Genomic DNA, 18,168 nt, shown 5'->3' with positions numbered 1-18,168 from the left:
GTCTTACTCCCCATCCGTGGTTTCAACTTCATCGCGCGGACGGCGCGGTCCGCGATCACCGCGGAAACCGCCCTCGCGGTCGCCACGGAAGCCGCCTTCGCGCTCGCCGCGGAAGCCGCCGCCGCGGTCGTCACGCTCGCGATCGCGATCGGCCTTGCGCATCATCGCGGACGGGCCTTCCTCGAGCTCCTCGACGCGGACGCTGAGATAGCGGATCACGTCCTCGCTGATGCGCTCCTGGCGCTCGATCTCGGCGATCGCCGCGGACGGCGCGTCGATGTTGAGCAGCACGAAGTGCGCCTTGCGGTTCTTGTTCATGCGGTAGGTGAGGGAGCGCACGCCCCAATTCTCGGTCTTGGTGACTTTGCCGCCGAGACCTTCGACGATACCGGTCATCTGCGCAGTCAGCTCTTCGACCTGCTGCGGGCTCGCGTCCTGACGCGCGAGAAAAACATGCTCGTAAAGAGGCATGGACGTCCTTTCCTCATGTTGGCGCATCGCCCGGCGTCAAACCCTTAAGAGACCTTCGGAAAGGACTCTGGGATCAAGCTCAGAAGGCGGAAACACGGGACGACGGGCCGACTGGCCCTGCCACACCAAAATCACGAATGACTTGCTGAGACCGTCCGTTCAGCTCCCGGCCGGGGTCTGCGGATGGGCGCCTTATACGGATTTTGGCTGGCTTTGCAAGGTTGGAAGGGCATTTTCGGTCCTGATCCTTCTTTCGCGACGAGTCAGACCATCCTCCCCGCACCACTTTCTGGCTTGATCTATTTGTTTGTATGACATACAAATAAATCAACGAAGAGGACTTCCATGGCGGAAACGTCGGCCGATGCGCCGCTCGAGGCGGCAGGCGACCCCAAGCACGCCGCGCGTGCGACGCGCTCGGCCGGCCGCAAAATGCGGTCGCTGCTCCTGGATGCTGCGAGCCCGCTATTTCGGGAGCGGGGGCTGTCCGGCACGGCGATCACCGACATTGCGGCCGCCGCGAACGCATTTCCGAGCCAGATCACCTATTACTTCCGCACCAAGGAGGCGCTGTTCGTCGAGTGCGCCTGCCGCGATCTCTTGTATCTGGCGCGCGCGACCGAGCAGGCGGCGCTGAAGGCGCGCACGCCCCGGGAATACACCCACGCGCTAGCCGGGACCGTGACGGCGAGCGATTCGGTCACCTTCTTCGCCGAAGCACTGACATTGACGCGTCGTCGCCAGGATCTCGCGCCGCTGGTCGAACGTACCATCGAGCGCCTGCACAGCGAAGGCGCGCGCGCCTATGCGGCCCAGGTCGAGCGGCACGGCTGGCGTTCGCTGCGCGCGCCCGACGAAAGTTCGCGGCGCTTCTGGGCGGTCGCCATCGGCGTCATTCTCGAAGGCTACGCCATGGGCCGTTCGCCCGAGGAGCTCTGCACCGAGATGCTGCGCGTGCTGGGCGAGCAGGCGAAATCCACTGAAGACACCGGGCGCCTGCGTCTCGTCGAGGAGCGCGACGCATCCAGCAATTCGAATGGAGAGGGTTAGGCCATGACTGCGCTTCGCATGCGTGCCCGCGATTTCCTGACCGATGATCAATTGGCTGACGTGCGCCAGCGCGTGACGTGGAAAGGCGCTGCGCTGATCGCGCACGCCTGGGCGCTGATTTCAGGAGCGATCGCTCTGGTCGCGTGGTGGCCCAATCCGATCACCTATATCTTCGCCGTCGCCATCATCGGCTCGCGTCAGCTCGGCCTTGCGATCCTGATGCATGACGGCGCCCACGGCTGCCTGTCCGCCGACGAGAAAACCAACCTGGCCTTGAGCCAGTGGTTCTGCGCCTATCCGCTGTTTGCGGAGACGCGTAGCTACCGGCGCTATCACGTTCAACATCATGCGCGCACTCAGCAGGAGGACGATCCCGATCTCGTGCTGTCGGCGCCGTTTCCGATCACCAAGCTGAGCTACCGCCGCAAGTTCATTCGCGATATCACCGGGCAGACCGGCTACCAGCAGCGCAAGGCGCAGTTGCTCAACGCGCTCGGGCCAAAGGACTGGTCGTGGCGCCAGCGAGCGGCGCATTTCTGGCAGATGCTTGGCCCGCAATGCGTGGTCAATGCGATCATGTTTGCGGCGCTCACTGCGGCTGGCGTGTGGTGGGCCTATCCGTTGCTCTGGCTGGTGCCGCTGCTGACCTGGATGATGGTCATCACCCGCATCCGCAACATCGCCGAGCACGCCGTCGTTCCTGACAGCAATGATCCCTTGCGCAACACCCGCACCACGCATGCCAATTTTCTCGAGCGCCTGTTCATCGCGCCGTACTACGTGAACTATCACCTCGAGCACCATCTCTTGTTCTATGTGCCCTGTTACAATCTGCCGAAGGTGCATCGCCTGCTGAGCGCGAGCCGGTACGCCGGCCGCATGGAAGTGCAGCCGAATTACGCGGCGGTGCTGCGGCTGGCGACGGCAAAGCCAAACCGCGAGGATCGGCCGGGGCAACTTGTCAACAGTGCACGCCGCGCGCGCGCCGGGGCGGAAGTCGATCCCAACCAGACTGCCGGCGGGTTCTAAAGGGCGCATTCCACGTTGAATGCTGGTCCAAGTTCCCGTCTCGGCTTGACAGTGCGGCCCCGGACGGTGTCTACGGCCCCCTTTGGAGCATGATCCGGAACCATGGCCCAAGGCCGTGCGTAATCGGCTGCCGGTTCTCGAGAGGGATCATGCCTGACACGCAGGGAGCGCCGATGACGGCTGCATTCACATTTCCTGGGCAGGGTTCCCAGGCGGTCGGCATGGGCAAGGCCCTGGCCGACGCCTTCCCAGTGGCGCGCGCCGTGTTCGACGAGGTCGATGCCGCGCTTGGGGAGAAGCTGACGGCCATCATCTGGGACGGTCCGGCTGAAACCCTCCAGCTCACCGAGAACGCGCAGCCGGCGCTGATGGCGGTGTCTATCGCCACCCTGCGCGTGCTCGAGGCAGAGGCAGGGTTTTCCGTGGGACGAGACGCGGCCTTCGTTGCCGGCCATTCGCTTGGTGAATATTCGGCGCTGGCCGCGGCCGGCAGCCTGACGGTTTCGGATACCGCCCGTCTGCTTCGCACCCGCGGTCTCGCAATGCAAAAGGCCGTCCCTGTCGGCGCCGGCGCGATGGCCGCGCTGCTCGGTCTCGACTATGAGGCCGCCATGGAGGTTGCTGGCGAGGCGGCGCAGGGGCAGGTCTGCCAGGCCGCCAACGACAATGGCGGCGGGCAGGTGGTGGTTTCAGGCGACAAGGCCGCGGTCGATCGCGCCGTCGAGATTGCCAAGGCCAAGGGCGCCAAGCGCGCGATGCTGCTGCCGGTGTCTGCGCCGTTCCATTGCAAGCTGATGCAGCCGGCCGCTGACGCCATGGCGGAGGCGCTCTCGAAGGTCACGATCAAGGCGCCGGCGGCGCCGCTGGTGTCGAACGTGCTGGCGAGCGCCATCAGCGATCCCGACGAGATCCGCCGCCGCCTGGTCGAGCAGGTCACCGGCACGGTGCGCTGGCGCGAGTCGGTCGCCTATATGGCCGGGCAGGGCGTCACCCGCTTCTTCGAGATCGGCGCCGGCAAGGTGCTGACGGGTCTCGTCAAGCGCATTGCGGATGGTGCCGTCGGCATTGCGGTCGGCGGTCCGAACGATATTGCCGCCGCCAAGGATGCATTGGCCGCTGCAAAGCAGGCTTGAAGGAGTCATCAATGTTCGATCTGACTGGCCGAAAGGCGCTCGTCACCGGCGCGACCGGCGGCATCGGCGGCGCGATCGCGCAGGCGCTGCACGCGCAGGGCGCCACCGTCGCGATATCGGGGACGCGGAAGGAGGTTCTGGACGAGCTTGCGGGCAAGCTCGGCGAGCGCGCCCATGTGCTGCCATGCAATCTCTCCAAGGCCGACGAGGTCGAGGCGCTGGTGCCGGCTGCGGAAGCGGCGATGGGCCAGGTCGACATTCTCATCGCCAATGCCGGCATCACGCGCGACAACCTCTTCGTGCAACTCCGTGACGAGGACTGGGACGAGGTCATCAACGTCAATCTGACCGCGACCTTCCGCCTGGCGCGCGCCGCGACCAAGCTGATGATGCGCAAGCGCTTTGGCCGCATCATCGCCATCACTTCTGTCGTCGGTGTCACCGGTAATCCGGGGCAGGGTAATTATACTGCGTCGAAGGCAGGCCTGATCGGCATGATCAAGACGCTCGGTGCCGAATACGCCAAGCGTGGCGTCACCGCGAACTGCATCGCGCCCGGCTTCATCAAGACGCCGATGACGGATGCGCTCAACGACAAGCAGCGCGAAACGATTCTGACCAAGGTTCCGGCCGCCCGCCTGGGGACGCCCGAGGACATCGCGGCAGCTGCGGTCTACCTGAGCTCGAACGAAGCGGCCTATGTCACCGGCCAGACCATCCACGTCAACGGCGGCATGGCCATGATCTGACGCTGTGTGCCGCGCCGCCTCTCAGGGGCGGTGCGGCATGCGGCAACGGCCGTTTCCGGAGCGAAATGAGGCTTGTAGTCAAGGCAATTGAAGTATGATAACCGGACCTTCAACGGATGGGCAAAGAACGCCATTGCAGGTTTTTGAAACCCTGTATATTGGCGATGCGGAGCCTTTGGCCGTCGTTCGCCGGGGCCGCATCGGTTAGGATGGGCCACATCAAAGTTCGTAAGCGAAGGCAGTCAAACGACCACGACGGCTCGTATCGTCCCGGGGGGTCGGGTCTACAGGGAACAACACGAGGTTAAGCAATGAGTGACATTGGCGAGCGGGTTAAGAAGATCGTGGTCGAACACCTTGGTGTTGAACCCGAGAAGGTTGTCGACAACGCGAGCTTCATCGACGACCTCGGCGCCGACAGTCTGGATACCGTCGAGCTGGTGATGGCGTTCGAAGAGGAATTCGGTTGCGAGATTCCGGACGACGCCGCGGAAACGATTCTTACCGTCGGCGATGCCACGAAGTTTCTCGAGAAGAACGCGAAGAGCTAAGGCTCTTCATTTTCGCGGGGACAACATTGAAACCGGACGGGCCGCTTCGCAGCGGTCAGCCGGTTTCTTGTTATTGGCCGTGAATCTTTCGATGCGGAGTTTTCGGATATGAGGCGGGTCGTCGTCACGGGTCTCGGCATGGTCTCGCCACTCGGCTGTGGCGTCGAGCCGACCTGGAAGCGCATCCTAAACGGCGAAAGCGGTGCGCGCAGAATCGAGAGCTTCGATGTCTCCGATCTTCAGACCAAGATCGCCTGCACGGTCGTGCGCGGCGACGGGGCGAACGACAGCTTCAATCCCGACAAGTGGATGGAGCCGAAGGACCAGCGCAAGGTCGACGACTTCATCATCTTCGGCATGGCCGCGGCCGGCCAGGCGCTCGACGATGCCGACTGGCATCCCGAGACCGAAGAGGACAAGTGCGCGACCGGCACCATGATCGGGTCCGGCATCGGCGGCCTCAACGGCATCGCCGATACCGCGATCCTCTTGAAGGAGCGCGGGCCGCGCCGGGTCTCGCCGTTCTTCATTCCGGGTCGCCTGATCAATCTCGCTTCCGGCTACGTCTCGATCGCGCACGGGTTGAAGGGGCCGAACCATTCGGTTGTCACGGCCTGCTCGACCGGTGCGCACGCGGTCGGCGATGCTGCCCGCCTGATCGCGCTCGGCGATGCCGACGTGATGGTCGCAGGCGGCGCCGAGTCGCCGATCAGCCGCATCGGCATTGCCGGCTTCAACGCCGCGCGTGCGCTCTCGACCGGTTTCAACGAGACGCCCGAGAAGGCCTCGCGTCCCTATGACAAGGACCGCGACGGCTTCGTGATGGGCGAGGGCGCCGGCGTCCTCGTGCTGGAAGAGCTCGAGCACGCCAGGCGCCGCGGCGCCAGGATCTATGCCGAGGTGATCGGCTACGGCCTGTCCGGCGACGCCTACCACATCACCTCGCCGTCGCCCGACGGCGATGGCGGCTTCCGCAGCATGTCGGCGGCGCTCAAGCGCGCCGGCCTGACGCCGTCCGATCTCGACTACATCAACGCGCACGGCACCTCAACGCCGCTCGGCGACGAGATCGAGCTCGGTGCGGTCGAGCGTCTGCTCGGCAATGCCGCCTCCAAGGTTGCGATGTCCTCGACCAAGTCGTCGACCGGCCATCTCCTCGGCGCCGCCGGCGCGATCGAAGCGATCTTCGCCATTCTCGCGATTCGCGATAATGTCGTGCCGCCGACGATCAATCTCGACAATCCGTCGGTCGAGACCGCGATCGATCTCGTGCCGCACAAGGCGAAGCAGCGTGAGGTCAACGTCGCATTGTCGAACTCTTTTGGTTTTGGCGGTACCAATGCGTCGGTGATCGTCCGGCGTTTGGCCAGTTAGTTTGCGTTTGAGACGAATCCACCGTTTTGCCGTATTCGGCGATAGTCATGGACGTGGGCGTGCATTTTGGCAGGGCAAGCGATTGTCGGGCCGCGATTGAACCGGCAGGATTCAGGTTGTTTCGATGAGTGAAAGGCCGCCCATTTCACCCCGGAGCCCGCGGGCCGCGCTCGAGCCCGAGCAGCTCCCGCCGCCGCCCAAGCGGTCGGACCGCGCGCGCAACCCGCTCGTGATCGTCGGCAACGCCATCATCACCCTTGTGCTGATCATCATGCTCGGCGCCGGCGGAATCTATTATTACGGCCGGCAGGTGCTCGAGGCGCCCGGACCACTGAAAGAGGACAAGATCGTCAACATCCCGCAGCGTGCGGGCAAGCGCGACATTGCCGAGACGCTGAACCGGGAAGGCGTGACCGATGTCAATCCCTGGGTGTTCATCGCCAGCGTCGCCGCGTTGAAGGCGAGCTCGGACCTCAAGCCGGGTGAGTATTCCTTCCAGAAGAACGCGTCGCTGCGCGACGTGATCGCCACCATCGTCGAGGGCAAGGTGGTGCAGCATGCCGTCACGATTCCGGAAGGCCTGACCTCCGAGCAGATCGTGGCGCGGCTGTCCGACAACGACATCTTCACCGGCAGCGTGCGTGAGCTGCCGCGCGAAGGCACGCTGTTGCCGGAGACCTACAAATTCCCGCGCGGCACCCCGCGCGAGCAGGTGATCCAGCGCATGCAGCAGGCGCACAAGCGCGTGCTGGCGGAGATCTGGGAGCGCCGCAATCAGGACATTCCGGTCAAGACGCCGGAGCAGCTGGTCACGCTGGCATCCATCATCGAGAAGGAAACCGGCAAGCCCGATGAGCGCAGCCGCGTCGCCGCGGTGTTCGTCAACCGCCTCAAGCAGCGGATCAAGCTGCAGTCTGATCCCACGATCATCTATGGGCTCGTCGGCGGCAAGGGCACACTGGGCCGGCCGATCAAGCGCAGCGAGATCACGCAGCCCTCGCCGTACAACACCTATGTGATCGAGGGGCTGCCGCCGGGCCCAATCTCCAATCCGGGCCGGGCCTCGCTCGAAGCCGCCGCCAATCCGGCCCGCACCCGCGACCTCTATTTCGTCGCGGACGGCACCGGCGGGCACGCCTTCACCGAGACCTACGACGCGCACCAGAAGAACGTCGCGAAGCTGCGCGCGATGGAGAAGCAGATCCAGAACGATACGGTCGAGCCGGCCGAGGACGCGCAGCCGCCGGCCGCCGCCGCGCCCGGACCTGCCGACACGCCGACTGCGACCACGCCGGCGCGGCCCAACCAGCAGAAGAAGCCGCCGGCGGCGCGCCCGGCCAATCCCGCGCCGGCCCGGCAGGGCGCGGTCCAGTCCTCGCCGCCGGTGGTCCAGCGCTAGGCTCGCGGACCTTACCTGCGGACATTGCGGATTCCACTTTCCGGCAAAATAGTCTTAAGATTCGCGTGGCTTGATGGCCTCGCGAATCCCGTGTTCCTGGAGAATCTGAACTGATGGCGCTGTCGTCCATGACCGGCTTTGCCCGAAGCCACGGCGCGAGCGGGCCTTACACGTTCGAATGGGAATTGAAGTCGGTCAACGCCAAGGGCTTTGACCTCAGGGTGCGCCTCCCACAGGGGTTCGACGAGCTCGAGGCTCATGCCAAGAAGCGCGCCGGCGAGCTGCTCTCGCGCGGCACCGTCTACGCCAATCTCAACGTCAAGCGCACCGACGCCGCCGCTACGGTGCGCGTCAACGAGGACGTGCTCAACGCGGTCCTCAAGGCCGCCGCGCTGATTTCCGGCAAGGTCGACGCGGTGGCGCCGAGCATCGACGGCCTGCTCGCCATCAAGGGTGTCGTCGAGGTCGCCGAGCCCGAGGGTGACGAGGAGGAGGACAAAGCCGCGCGTGCCGCTGCAGCCGACGCCTTCGACAAGGCGCTCGCCGACCTCGTCGCGATGCGCAAGCGCGAGGGCACGTCGCTGGGGCAGATTTTGACCCAGCGCGTCGACGAGATTGAGCAGCTGGCCAAGAAGGCCGAGGCCGCGCCCGGCCGCAAACCGGAGGCGATCAAGGCCAAGCTCGCTGAGCAGATAGCTACGCTGCTCGACACCTCCGATCGTTTTGACGCCGATCGCCTGATGCAGGAGGCGATCCTGATCGCGACCAAGGCCGACATCCGCGAGGAACTCGACCGCATCGCCTCGCACATCGCGCAGGCGCGCGAGCTGATCGGCAAGGGCGGCCCGATCGGGCGCAAGCTCGACTTCCTGGCGCAGGAGTTTCACCGCGAGGTCAACACCTGCTGCTCGAAGTCGAACGATATCGAGCTGACCAACACGGGGCTGGCCATGAAGAACGTGGTCGAACAATTCCGCGAGCAGGTCCAGAATCTGGAGTGATCGATGACGACGGGCGGTCACGGAACTGACGGTGTCGAGCGGCGCGGATTGATGTTCGTGCTATCTTCGCCGTCGGGCGCGGGCAAGACGACGCTATCGCGTCTCCTGATGGAGCGGACGCCCGGCTTGAAAATGTCGGTCTCGGCGACGACGCGGCCGATGCGTCCCGGTGAAATCAACGGTAAGGATTATTCGTTCGTCGACAAGGCGACGTTCGACGCGATGGCGAAGGCCGGCGAGCTCCTGGAATGGGCGACGGTATTCGACAATAGTTACGGCACGCCGCGCGGCCCCGTCGAGGCGGCGCTGTCGGCGGGACAGGACGTGCTGTTCGACATCGACTGGCAGGGCACGCAGCAGCTGCGCGAGAAGGCGCGTGCCGACGTCGTCAGCGTCTTCATTCTGCCGCCTTCGGCGGCCGATCTCGAGAAGCGCCTGCACTCGCGCGCGCAGGATTCCGACGAGGTGATCCGCAAGCGGATGAGCCGCGCCAGTCACGAGATGAGCCACTGGGCCGAGTACGACTACATCGTCATCAATCGCGACGTCGACGAGGCCTTCGCCGAGGTGCAGTCGATCCTGAAGGCCGAACGCCTCAAGCGCGAGCGGCGGATTGGCCTCGTAGGCTTCGTGCGAAGTTTGCAAGGTCAGCTTCAAGGTTAGGCCGCGACAGGCGCGGCCCTTCCTTCGCCAGCTGCTCCAGCATCGTCGTGATGGCGTCGACATCGACCGCATCCTGATCGCGGCCTGCCGGCGCCTCATCGCGATCCGCGCCAATTTCGTCGGCGGCTAGCTTGGGTGCAGCAGCCCGATCGAACAACTTGATCTCGACCTCGGCCGGCTTGGTCTCGACATGTTCTGCAGCAGGAACTGCAGCGCGCCGCTTGCGCGCATCGATCAGATCGATCTCGCGGCCGATCGCGGCAAGTTTTGTCACTTGTCTTGCCGCTTGCGGACGTGCCGTATCGAAGTCGATCGGGTGCGGCGGCTGCGCGCGCGGCGCAACAGCCGGCGTAGCATCGCGCCAGGGCGCGCGGCTTGCGTCCTGGTTCTGCGTCTCCCAATCGCCCCAATAGCCGTGACGGTCGGCGGACTGGAGGCGGACGCGCGCGCGCGCGCCGGCGAAGCGGTAGATGAGGCTGGCGAGGAGACCGGCGAGCGCCAGCGCACCGCCGATCACGAGCATCAGCATCTGGACCGAGCCGGCCGGTTTGTCGGCGCTGCCGTCTGCCGCGGCGAGCGCCGCCGGGGCAGGGGATTTTGACGGCTTGCTCGGCTGCGCGGCTGCCGCGACCGCGGCAGGTGCCGGCTGTGGCGCGGGCGGCGCGGTCGTCGAGACCTCGGGCCAGGGCGCGGCCGGTTGCTGCGCGTTGCTGTCAGCGGTCTGGTCCGCAGATGGTTGCGCCGGTGTCGCGGCTGCGGCTTGCGCAACTGCGTTTGGTGTTTGGGGGGCGACACCGCTCCCCGCTGTCAGATATTCGGCGCGAGCATCCTGCACCGGGTTTTGTTGCTGCTGCTGCTGCTGCGCCGGCGCCGTCGGCGTATCGCTCGCGGTCTGCGCGATCTTCGCGCTGTCCTTGTCGCCAGCGGCGCGCAGATACCAGCATTTCCGCTTGGTCGTGCGATCGAGGCGATAGTACCAGTGCTGGCCCTGCGGCGCGGCGTCCTTCGGCGAAGCCAGGCAGTCTGGTGCCGCGTTGGCCGTGCTCGATGCCGTTGGCGCGTTCTGCGATACCGCGGCCAACGGCGCGCCGGCAATGATGCTGGCGACGAGGGTCGAAATGAACTTTGCGGCGCGGTTGCCCATCCTGGTCTCCCGGTTACGCATGACGCAACTCTCAACCAGCCCTTTGTCATCAAAGACTTGGGTGGCAATGAGCCGCAAATCCGGAGAGGATGTGGCTTGAATCGGGCCTGCGGCGCGTTCGTTCCATGGCGGCCCCGTGTTTCGCTCATCCGATATTCTGTCGAGATCGAGGTTCCGCAACAGTGAGGCCGGCGCCATCGGACCTCGGCTTGCGCATTGGAGTTCCCATCCCGTGGCGGCAATCGGCTGGCCGACGGCGGCCATGGTCTTGCATTCCCGCGACAGGTTCTGCCCGAGCCTTGCTGTCGTTCGTCGCCCGTTGGAAGCCAAAGGGTGCAGGCCGGGCGCCGGCGGCACCCGCAAGTCCGTGCGCTACAGGAATGCACACGGGGTGGGCCACAGGTAATGCCGGTCACCCGGCCTTCCCCATAGGCGTTAAGTTTATTCTTGAGTGTTGGAATCACACGTGATTCCAAGGCGGGATGGCAGACGAATCGCTTCTGAACGAGGACTGGACGAGAGTGGTTGCGCAGCTCGGCGGGGCTGCGCAGCTTGAAATAAGTGCGCGCCAGACGAAGGCTTTCGTGCGGCGGCGCCAAATTCCAGATGCGGTGTCGTTACTTCGGCTGATGCTGGCCTATTGTCTGGGTGAAAGAGGGTTGAGATCGACAGCCGCATGGGCCGCTTCTGTTGGCCTTGCCGACCTCAGCAGCGTGGCGTTGTTCTATCGCCTGCGTCAATGTGGCGATTGGTTTGCAGTGCTGGTGGAGGGCTTGCTCGCTGCGGCAGCCCCGAAGGCGAGCCGAGGCCGCCTGATCCGCATTATCGATGCGACGACAGTGCCTCAGGCAGGACCGGCTGCGCGCAGGAACAGTGAGCTTTGGCGCGTTCATAGTGCATTCGATCTGCCATATGAGCGCTTTGGTCACTTCGAGCTGACAGATCAGCAAGAGGGCGAAACGTTTGACCGGATACCGGTGGTCAAGAACGAGATCCGCATTGCTGACCGCGCTTATCTGCAACCTGACCGCATCGCCGCTGTCCGCGACGCCGGGGCAGACGTTTTGATCCGAGCGGGCTGGAAGAACGCACGTTGGCTTGATGCCAAAGGCCTTCCGTTCGATCTGATGGCCCAATTGCGTGCGGCGAAGGCGCACGGACTGATCGATCGGAGGATTTGGATCAAACGCAAGGACGGTGCGCCTCTGGCTATGCGTCTGGTCGCAGTCAAGAAGCCCGCCGGTGCAGTCGCGGCTTCGCGTCGTAAAGCCCGGCGCGACGCACAAGACGAAAACCGCGTCATCTCCAAAGAAACTCTGGAAGCCGCGGATTGGGTCATTCTGGTCACGTCGCTCGCACGGGACGAGTTCTCCACCAAGGATGTACTCGCGCTCTATCGACTGCGATGGCGCATCGAACTTGGCTTCAAGCGACTGAAGAGTCTGATTGGTCTCAAGACGCCACCTGGAACCGATCCGCGCTCCGCCAAGCCCTACTTGCTGGCACACCTCTTGATCATCCTGCTGCTCGAGCCGCTTGCCCGCGACTTCGAGGACTCTCCCCGCTGGATGCAGGCCGCCTGACGGCACCCGGCGCTTGGCGTGTTTTGCAACAACTCGTTGCATCCTTGCTACAAGCGATCATTCCACAACCAACCATCCGTTGCTTCCGCCGCAGAAAGCGAGCGCTTGGGCGGCACCTGCGCGAGCCTCCTCGAAAACGTCCGTATCAATCGATGCTCGCGCTACCTTAACGCCTATGCGGCCTTCCCTGCGCGGATGGTTTTAACGGTGTCCTTCGTGCTCTCCCCGGGGAGCGATGCACTATTGCCCCCGTCGCCTTGCAGATCCCTGATGCGCGCACCGGTCGGGCCGCCACATCACCGCAAGCCTTGACGCACAGACCCCGGGCGTCAGGACCACACGACTTCTCAGTCCGCGGACGGTTCCGCCTGATCATCAGGGGCTTGCGTGTGCTCGCTCCCGGTGACCGACGAACCCGCTGTAACCGCGCCGTGTCGTACCGCCGTCACATGAAGACTCACGGTTGCCCGCCCTGTCATCACGCAATCCGCGCCGGCGCTGCCAAATCCGAAATTCGGAAAAGTAAAAATATTTTTGCGCCAAGGGCTTGACGAGGTGTTTTGCCCGACGCGTCGTGGCGCCCGCCGTCGGTCGGCGCGTGGCTTCGGGGCGCGACTTAGTCCGCTGAAAACTGACGCCTAGGGGCACCTTGGGCCGTTGCTCATGTCCGCAACTGGCCAGACAGCGCCCGCTGCTGCGCTGTCAGTAGGTGACCCGAAGCGGGCCGAACATAGCTACGAGCGCCCCATGCAATTGTTTCAGTCGCACATTGGATGTATTGATGAGACGAGCGACCTTTAGTTTCACGCCTGCCAGTTTCTCGTGGGGAGTGTGATGAAGATGCAATTGCTACAGCGTCAATCTTCGCAGGAAGGGTCTTAACGGCCAACGGTCCATCGTGAGGAGACTGAGAATGATCACCTGTTACCTCCGCTATGAGATCGAGCCCTTCAAAGTGAAAGAATTCGAGACTTACGCCAAGATGTGGCTGCCACTGGTTGAAAAATTCGGCGGCACGCATCACGGCTATTTCCTGCCGCATGAAGGCGGGGACTACGTCGCAATCGCATTGTTTTCATTTCCTTCGCTTGCCGACTACGAAGCCTACCGCTCCAAGACGGTCAGCGATCCCGATTGCCAGAAGGCGATTGCATATTACCGGGAGACAAAATGTTTCCTAAGACATGACCGGTCGTTTCTTAGACCGCTCCTTCAAAGCGGCGCCGGAGCGCCACCGAAGCCGGATGCGGGCTTGTGATGGGCTGAGGACACGCGTTCTTTCGGAACATGCCTGCTATGGTCCGGAAGATGGCCTCGCTGCTGCGCTATCAGCAAACGACCCACAGCCCACCTTGTCGCTTGAACCGCTCAGATGACGATCGAGGGAGCGGAAAGGTCGTTGTAATCGATGACGATCGTGGCCTTCGCTTCCGGTTGGCAGTTCCGAAGATAGAGCCGCTGTCCCTCAATGTAGCGTCGGTTCGATGGAGCCGCAGGGTCGGGTGACGAGCCATCGCGCGAAGCGCACCGCGCAACTGACACAGCAAAATCCGTGCGGAGGAAGACTGAAGCGTCCCAGTAGGCGAGGAGTTCGGGTCGATGCAGGAAGATGCCGTCTGTCAGCAAAATGGAAGACGGCGCTGCCTCCAGATCATGGGCAGGTACAATGTCATCGGTCACATGATCGAAGAATGCTCGACGGTAGCGGCGAGAACCATCGGGGCTTAACGGGTCTAGCAGGTATCGCTTCAATGCCGGGTAGTTATAAGAGTCCTCGAAAAAGCCTTCCGGTGAATGCCGTCCGCGCCGATATCTGACCGCCCTGGTATTATGAAATCCGTCTACTGATGCACGAATGACAGGCCGCCCCTTGGTTGCGACGAGGCTTCCGAGCTCATTGGCGAATGTGGTCTTTCCAGCCCCGTCGACGCCGTCGATGGCGACGAGGACGATTCGATTTGGCGACGTCACGACAAGGCGATCGGCCAAGTCGGATAGAAGTTTCTGTCTCTTTTCCATCGCAGCGTTCGACCGCGCGAGCGGTTTAGTCCTCTGACCCATCCTGACTCTGGAGAAGTTGAACCATCTCGCGCGGCTTGGGAAGCGCGCTGCTCAGTCCAACACTTCGTCGGCGCGTGCGAGCAGAGAAGGTGCGAACGTCTTCCCAATAGCTTGGGAAGCTTTGGCCGTGCCGTTTCTCCATTCGACAATGATTGACACGATAATTAGCCTGTACTAATCATTAGCTGAAACTAATGATGCGACGAACGGCCGACCAAATTGCAGATCGGCAGGCATCGGGCAGCGGATAGCTATGGCTAAAGACAGCGCGCAACTGGCTGCTCTCGGCGATCCGACCCGCAGGCGGATATTCGAAATGGTGGGTGCACGGCCACGCACGGTCGCTGAAATCACGCGACAGCTGACCGTCTCCCAGTCGGCCGTCTCGCAGCATCTCAGGGTGCTCCGCGAATGTCGCTTGGTTCGTGCAGAGCCGAAGGGCGCCAGCAACGTTTATCACATCGATCCGGCGGGGCTCGGCCAGATGCGCGCGTGGCTCGACCGGTTCTGGAGCGACACGCTGGCAGCTTACAAATTATCCGTCGAAAAACCACCGGAGGAATCGAAATGAACACACGTGTATCGGCTGCACCTGTAAAGCAGTCTATCGTCGTCGAGGCACCGATCGAGCGCGCGTTCAAGGTCTTCACCGAAGACTTCGGCAGCTTCAAGCCGCGCGAGCACAATCTGCTCGCCGTCCCCATCGCAGAGACTGTATTCGAACCTCGGGTGGGCGGAGGCATCTATGATCGGGGGATAGACGGCAGCGAATGCCGGTGGGCGCGTGTGTTGGCGTTTGAACCACCCAATCGAGTCCTCTTAAGCTGGGACATCAGCCCGCGCTGGCAAATCGAGACTGATCCCGCCAAGACCAGTGAATGGGAGGTACGGTTCATTGCGGAGACGCCAAGCCGGACGCGCTTGGAGCTGGAGCACCGTCACCTCGATCGGCATGGCGAAGGCTGGGAGGGCGTGCGCAACGGCGTTGATAGTGATCAGGGGTGGCCGCTCTATCTGCGGGAGTTTGCCAAGCTGATTGCCGGCAAGGCTTGATACGCTCTTATCAACACGCGTGATGATCAACTGGAGAGGCCTTGCTCCGATGGGACCTGGAAACTTCTCACCTCCGCCGCCGTTGAATCGCGGCTGAGGAGAGGTCATGCCGGTCAAGGATCAGATCAAGAACTTCGCCAAGAAGCTCGTCGAGGAGCATCCCGACACGGCGACGCTTCGGGCCCTGGTGCGCGTTCGCAAGCCGACGGCCGTCCATTTTCGCGACGATGGCATCGTGCCGAACAATCCGCACTTTCCGGTGTTGCTCTATCGCGGGGCGGTGAAACTGAAGGGCCGGCGCATTCCGCCTGAGGTCATCATCGACACGCTGTTCGACACGAACGGCTGGGGCCGGTCGTGGCGCGACAGCGTGTACGACTTCGTCCACTATCATTCGCAGATCCATGAAGTGATGGGCGTGGCGCGCGGCACGGCGAGGATCGAGTGCGGCGGGATCAAGGGCCGCATCCTGAGTGTGAAAGCCGGAGACGTTCTGGTCTTGCCCGCGGGCACGGGACACCGGCTGATCGAGTCCAGCCGGGACTTTCTTGTCGTCGGAGCCTACCCGCAGGACGGCACGTACGATGAGTGCACGGACACGCGGGAGCATCCTGACGCCATCAAACGCGTCGCCAAGGTCCGCAAGCCGAAGACGGATCCTGTGCTGGGGACCGGCGGGCCGCTGCTCAACGCGTGGCGCACGAAGCCGCGACGGACACAGTAATCACACGTTCATGCATCCCGCGCTCAGCTCAGATAATCCGGCGTAAAATCCGCAAGTCTCCGCAGCTCGTCGGGCTGGAGCAGCTCGATCTCGCTGCCTTCCCATGTAATCAGTCCACGATGCCTCAGCTCCTGGATGGTGCGATTGACGTGGACGATCGACAGTCCGCAGGCGTCCGCAACGTGGCGCTGCGTCATCGGCATCTGGAAGCTGCCGTCATTGACGAGGCCGACGACCTCCAGCCTTGCCGCGAGCTCGCAGATGAGATGCGCGACCTTGGGCAGTGCCGCCTGTGCGCCGAGGCGCGCGATCCATTGCCGCGAGATCGCGGCGTCGATCAGCGTCTCGCGCCAGAAGGCGCGGGTCAGGTGGACGGAGCCGTCGAGAAGCTGGCGGAGCTGGCTATGCGCGACGATGCCGACGATGGTCGGGCCGAGCCCGACGAGGTCGGCATCAATTGGCGAGACCAGCAGCGTGTGCAGGCACGGCATGTCGCCGGGAACGTGGAACGCGAGGATCTGGCTGCGATCGCCGACGATACGGGCCTGGTAGAGGAAGCCGCTGACGACGAAGACGCAGCGTGAAGCGGCCTCACCCTGGCGCAGGACGATCTCGCCATCTGCGACCTGGCGCAGCGTGGACGGCAAGCCTGCGATCTGCCGGCGTTCGTCCTCGGACAGGTCTTCAGCCGCTTGCAGACGCGCGATGAACTTCGGATGCGGCATGAACCAGCGCTTCAGACGTCGCCCGGCCCGGGCGCCTCGAGCAGGCGCCGCGAGAGTCTTGCGAGAGTCCAGTCCGAGACCGGAACGGAGCGGAACTCGCGGATGGCACGGGCCAGTTCCTGATCGGACATCGGGTGGGCTGGCTCCTTCAGCGTTCCGTTGAGGAGGGCGTCGCTAATTCTGTCCAGGTGCTCGCCTGTGTCGGATGCGAACATGCCGCGGATGCGCTCCAGGATCGTCGTCGGATTCATGAGAAGGCGGCTGGGTCCGAAATCGGGGGATGGTGTGGTTGCGATCGGTGCGTCCACAAACCGGTTAGCAACCTGTACTTCCGACCAGCGTTCTAGTCCGCTGAACACAAGCCAGACGTATCATTTGATAGAACCGAGGCGATTTTCGGCGGGCCTATGCAAAAAGCTCATGACGTGCTGATCCGGAACCTCGGCGAGCACACCGCGCTCGAAGAGGAGGATATTGCCGAAATCCGCGCGCTCACCTTCACGCTGCGCGATTTCGCGCCCAACGAGGATTTCATCCGTCAAGGTGACGAGCCCAAGCATTCGGCATTGGTCGTCTCCGGCATGGTTGCCCGCTATCACCTGCTCGGCAGCGGGCGGCGGCAATATCTGGCGTTCCATTTCACCGGCGACCTTCCGGATGCGCAGGGCTTGTTCATCGACCAGATGGATCACGGGCTCAGTGCGCTCGGGCCGGCTTCGGTCGCCTTCATCCCGCATCGCGAATTGTTCGTCGCGTTCCGCCGGCGCCCGACCTTCGGGCTGGCCGTCTGGCGCGAAACGCTGCTCGATGCCGCGATCTTTCGCGAGGCCATCACCAACAACAGTGCCCGGCCGATGCAGGCGCGCATGGCGCACCTGTTTTGCGAGCTGTTCTACCGCGCCCGTGCGGCGCAGCTGGTCCGGGGCAATCGCTGCCGCCTGCCGATCAGCCTGGCCCAGCTCGGCGAGACGCTGGGCATGGCGATCGCAACAGTGAACCGGACCCTTGCCGACCTCAGGCGGAGCGGAGCCATGGACCTGCGTGAGGGCGAGCTGATCGTGCTGAAATGGCGTGAACTGCAGCGGCTCGGAGATTTCAGTTCAGCCTATCTGCACCTGAAACGGCAGGCGCCGCCCTTTGCGTGAGGCGCGCTAGCGCGAAGCTCAGCCTGAGGGGAACAACTCTCTTGCGGGCACGTCATTTATGAGACGAGGGAGATGCCCATGAAAGCGCTCATCGTGGCGATCGCGTTTGCAGCGATGTCCGGGCCCGTCATCGCGCAGAATACCGGACCGGCTCCGCAGTCCGGCATGGAGAGGCCGGAGAACACGAACGGTGCCACGGAGAAAGGGACGATGGATACCACCGGCATGAATGCAACTCAGGCAGATCGGCCCGGCATCAAGGATGCGCCCAAGACCGAGCACAGGACCGGCGGCAAGAAAAAATGAGTGCGCC

At 63.6% G+C, this 18,168-nt stretch carries 21 protein-coding genes; 16 read left to right on the top strand and 5 right to left on the bottom strand.

From position 1 onward, the window contains the following. Positions 1 to 3: 3 nt before the first annotated feature. Positions 4 to 471: a 30S ribosomal protein S6 gene (gene rpsF / locus P6U29_RS24095; RefSeq protein WP_407112603.1), complete on the bottom strand. Its 468-nt coding sequence runs from the start codon at positions 469 to 471 to the stop codon at positions 4 to 6. 345 nt (positions 472 to 816) lie between these two features. Here rpsF and P6U29_RS24090 point away from each other — a divergent pair, with 345 nt between their 5' ends. The 9 genes from P6U29_RS24090 (at position 817) to gmk (ending at position 9,420) form a co-directional block, all read left to right on the top strand. Beyond that, complete coding sequence (locus tag P6U29_RS24090; protein WP_407112602.1) at positions 817 to 1,521, top strand: TetR/AcrR family transcriptional regulator C-terminal domain-containing protein; 705 nt, start codon at positions 817 to 819, stop codon at positions 1,519 to 1,521. Between the two features lie 3 nt (positions 1,522 to 1,524). Then, positions 1,525 to 2,550 carry a fatty acid desaturase family protein gene (locus P6U29_RS24085; RefSeq protein WP_407112601.1) on the top strand — a complete coding sequence of 342 codons (1,026 nt, stop codon included), beginning with the start codon at positions 1,525 to 1,527 and terminating at the stop codon, positions 2,548 to 2,550. 173 nt (positions 2,551 to 2,723) lie between these two features. After that, a complete protein-coding gene (gene fabD, locus P6U29_RS24080) occupies positions 2,724 to 3,683 on the top strand; it encodes an ACP S-malonyltransferase (protein WP_407119412.1) in 960 nt (319 codons plus the stop codon). 11 nt (positions 3,684 to 3,694) lie between these two features. Further along, entirely contained in the window at positions 3,695 to 4,432 is a 738-nt protein-coding gene (fabG, locus tag P6U29_RS24075) for a 3-oxoacyl-[acyl-carrier-protein] reductase (RefSeq protein WP_407112600.1), read from the top strand. Between the two features lie 311 nt (positions 4,433 to 4,743). Continuing rightward, the gene (locus tag P6U29_RS24070; protein WP_008551805.1) at positions 4,744 to 4,983 is read left to right on the top strand and encodes an acyl carrier protein; all 240 of its coding nucleotides are present in this window, start codon (positions 4,744 to 4,746) and stop codon (positions 4,981 to 4,983) included. A 108-nt stretch (positions 4,984 to 5,091) separates the two neighbouring features. After that, positions 5,092 to 6,357 carry a beta-ketoacyl-ACP synthase II gene (gene fabF, locus P6U29_RS24065; RefSeq protein ID WP_407112599.1) on the top strand — a complete coding sequence of 422 codons (1,266 nt, stop codon included), beginning with the start codon at positions 5,092 to 5,094 and terminating at the stop codon, positions 6,355 to 6,357. Between the two features lie 124 nt (positions 6,358 to 6,481). Continuing rightward, entirely contained in the window at positions 6,482 to 7,756 is a 1,275-nt protein-coding gene (gene mltG, locus P6U29_RS24060) for an endolytic transglycosylase MltG (protein ID WP_407112598.1), read from the top strand. A gap of 113 nt (positions 7,757 to 7,869) precedes the next feature. Then, entirely contained in the window at positions 7,870 to 8,757 is an 888-nt protein-coding gene (locus P6U29_RS24055) for a YicC/YloC family endoribonuclease (protein ID WP_407112597.1), read from the top strand. A gap of 3 nt (positions 8,758 to 8,760) precedes the next feature. Further along, positions 8,761 to 9,420, top strand: coding sequence for a guanylate kinase (gmk, locus tag P6U29_RS24050; RefSeq protein WP_407112596.1), 660 nt, complete (start codon positions 8,761 to 8,763; stop codon positions 9,418 to 9,420). Here the strand turns inward: gmk and P6U29_RS24045 are convergent. Continuing rightward, positions 9,353 to 10,564, bottom strand: a complete 1,212-nt coding sequence (locus P6U29_RS24045) for a hypothetical protein (protein ID WP_407112595.1) — start codon at positions 10,562 to 10,564, stop codon at positions 9,353 to 9,355. The two genes, gmk and P6U29_RS24045, sit on opposite strands and share 68 nt — an antisense overlap. 482 nt (positions 10,565 to 11,046) lie before the next feature. Between P6U29_RS24045 and P6U29_RS24040 the strand changes: the two genes are divergently transcribed. After that, entirely contained in the window at positions 11,047 to 12,147 is a 1,101-nt protein-coding gene (locus P6U29_RS24040) for an IS4 family transposase (RefSeq protein WP_407112594.1), read from the top strand. Positions 12,148 to 13,060: 913 nt separating this feature from the next. Next, positions 13,061 to 13,405 carry an NIPSNAP family protein gene (locus P6U29_RS24035; RefSeq protein WP_407112593.1) on the top strand — a complete coding sequence of 115 codons (345 nt, stop codon included), beginning with the start codon at positions 13,061 to 13,063 and terminating at the stop codon, positions 13,403 to 13,405. A gap of 110 nt (positions 13,406 to 13,515) precedes the next feature. Here P6U29_RS24035 and P6U29_RS24030 read toward each other — a convergent pair whose 3' ends face one another. Further along, positions 13,516 to 14,166, bottom strand: a complete 651-nt coding sequence (locus P6U29_RS24030) for a uridine kinase (protein ID WP_407112592.1) — start codon at positions 14,164 to 14,166, stop codon at positions 13,516 to 13,518. Positions 14,167 to 14,461: 295 nt separating this feature from the next. Here P6U29_RS24030 and P6U29_RS24025 point away from each other — a divergent pair, with 295 nt between their 5' ends. From P6U29_RS24025 to P6U29_RS24015, 3 genes are all read left to right on the top strand, one after another. After that, positions 14,462 to 14,779, top strand: coding sequence for an ArsR/SmtB family transcription factor (locus P6U29_RS24025; protein WP_407112591.1), 318 nt, complete (start codon positions 14,462 to 14,464; stop codon positions 14,777 to 14,779). Next, positions 14,776 to 15,261, top strand: coding sequence for an SRPBCC family protein (locus P6U29_RS24020; RefSeq protein ID WP_407112590.1), 486 nt, complete (start codon positions 14,776 to 14,778; stop codon positions 15,259 to 15,261). The genes P6U29_RS24025 and P6U29_RS24020 overlap by 4 nt, the downstream gene beginning before the upstream one ends. A gap of 106 nt (positions 15,262 to 15,367) precedes the next feature. Next, positions 15,368 to 15,985, top strand: coding sequence for a cupin (locus tag P6U29_RS24015; protein WP_407112589.1), 618 nt, complete (start codon positions 15,368 to 15,370; stop codon positions 15,983 to 15,985). Between the two features lie 23 nt (positions 15,986 to 16,008). On the opposite strand, the gene P6U29_RS24010 is transcribed toward P6U29_RS24015, so the two are convergent. Both P6U29_RS24010 and P6U29_RS24005 read right to left on the bottom strand, forming a co-directional pair. After that, positions 16,009 to 16,710, bottom strand: coding sequence for a Crp/Fnr family transcriptional regulator (locus P6U29_RS24010; RefSeq protein WP_407112588.1), 702 nt, complete (start codon positions 16,708 to 16,710; stop codon positions 16,009 to 16,011). An 11-nt stretch (positions 16,711 to 16,721) separates the two neighbouring features. Beyond that, entirely contained in the window at positions 16,722 to 16,961 is a 240-nt protein-coding gene (locus tag P6U29_RS24005; protein ID WP_407112587.1) for a hypothetical protein, read from the bottom strand. A 156-nt stretch (positions 16,962 to 17,117) separates the two neighbouring features. On the opposite strand from P6U29_RS24005, the gene P6U29_RS24000 reads away from it, so the two are divergent. Continuing rightward, the gene (locus P6U29_RS24000) at positions 17,118 to 17,855 is read left to right on the top strand and encodes a Crp/Fnr family transcriptional regulator (protein ID WP_407112586.1); all 738 of its coding nucleotides are present in this window, start codon (positions 17,118 to 17,120) and stop codon (positions 17,853 to 17,855) included. Positions 17,856 to 17,933: 78 nt separating this feature from the next. Then, positions 17,934 to 18,161 (top strand): hypothetical protein, encoded by a 228-nt coding sequence (locus P6U29_RS23995; RefSeq protein WP_407112585.1) that lies wholly within the window; start codon positions 17,934 to 17,936, stop codon positions 18,159 to 18,161. Positions 18,162 to 18,168: the final 7 nt, after the last annotated feature.

It is taken from the genome of Bradyrhizobium sp. LMG 9283, from assembly GCF_045571415.1.
Classification (GTDB): Bacteria; Pseudomonadota; Alphaproteobacteria; order Rhizobiales; family Xanthobacteraceae; genus Bradyrhizobium.
This window is presented reverse-complemented; position numbering and strand designations above follow the sequence as displayed.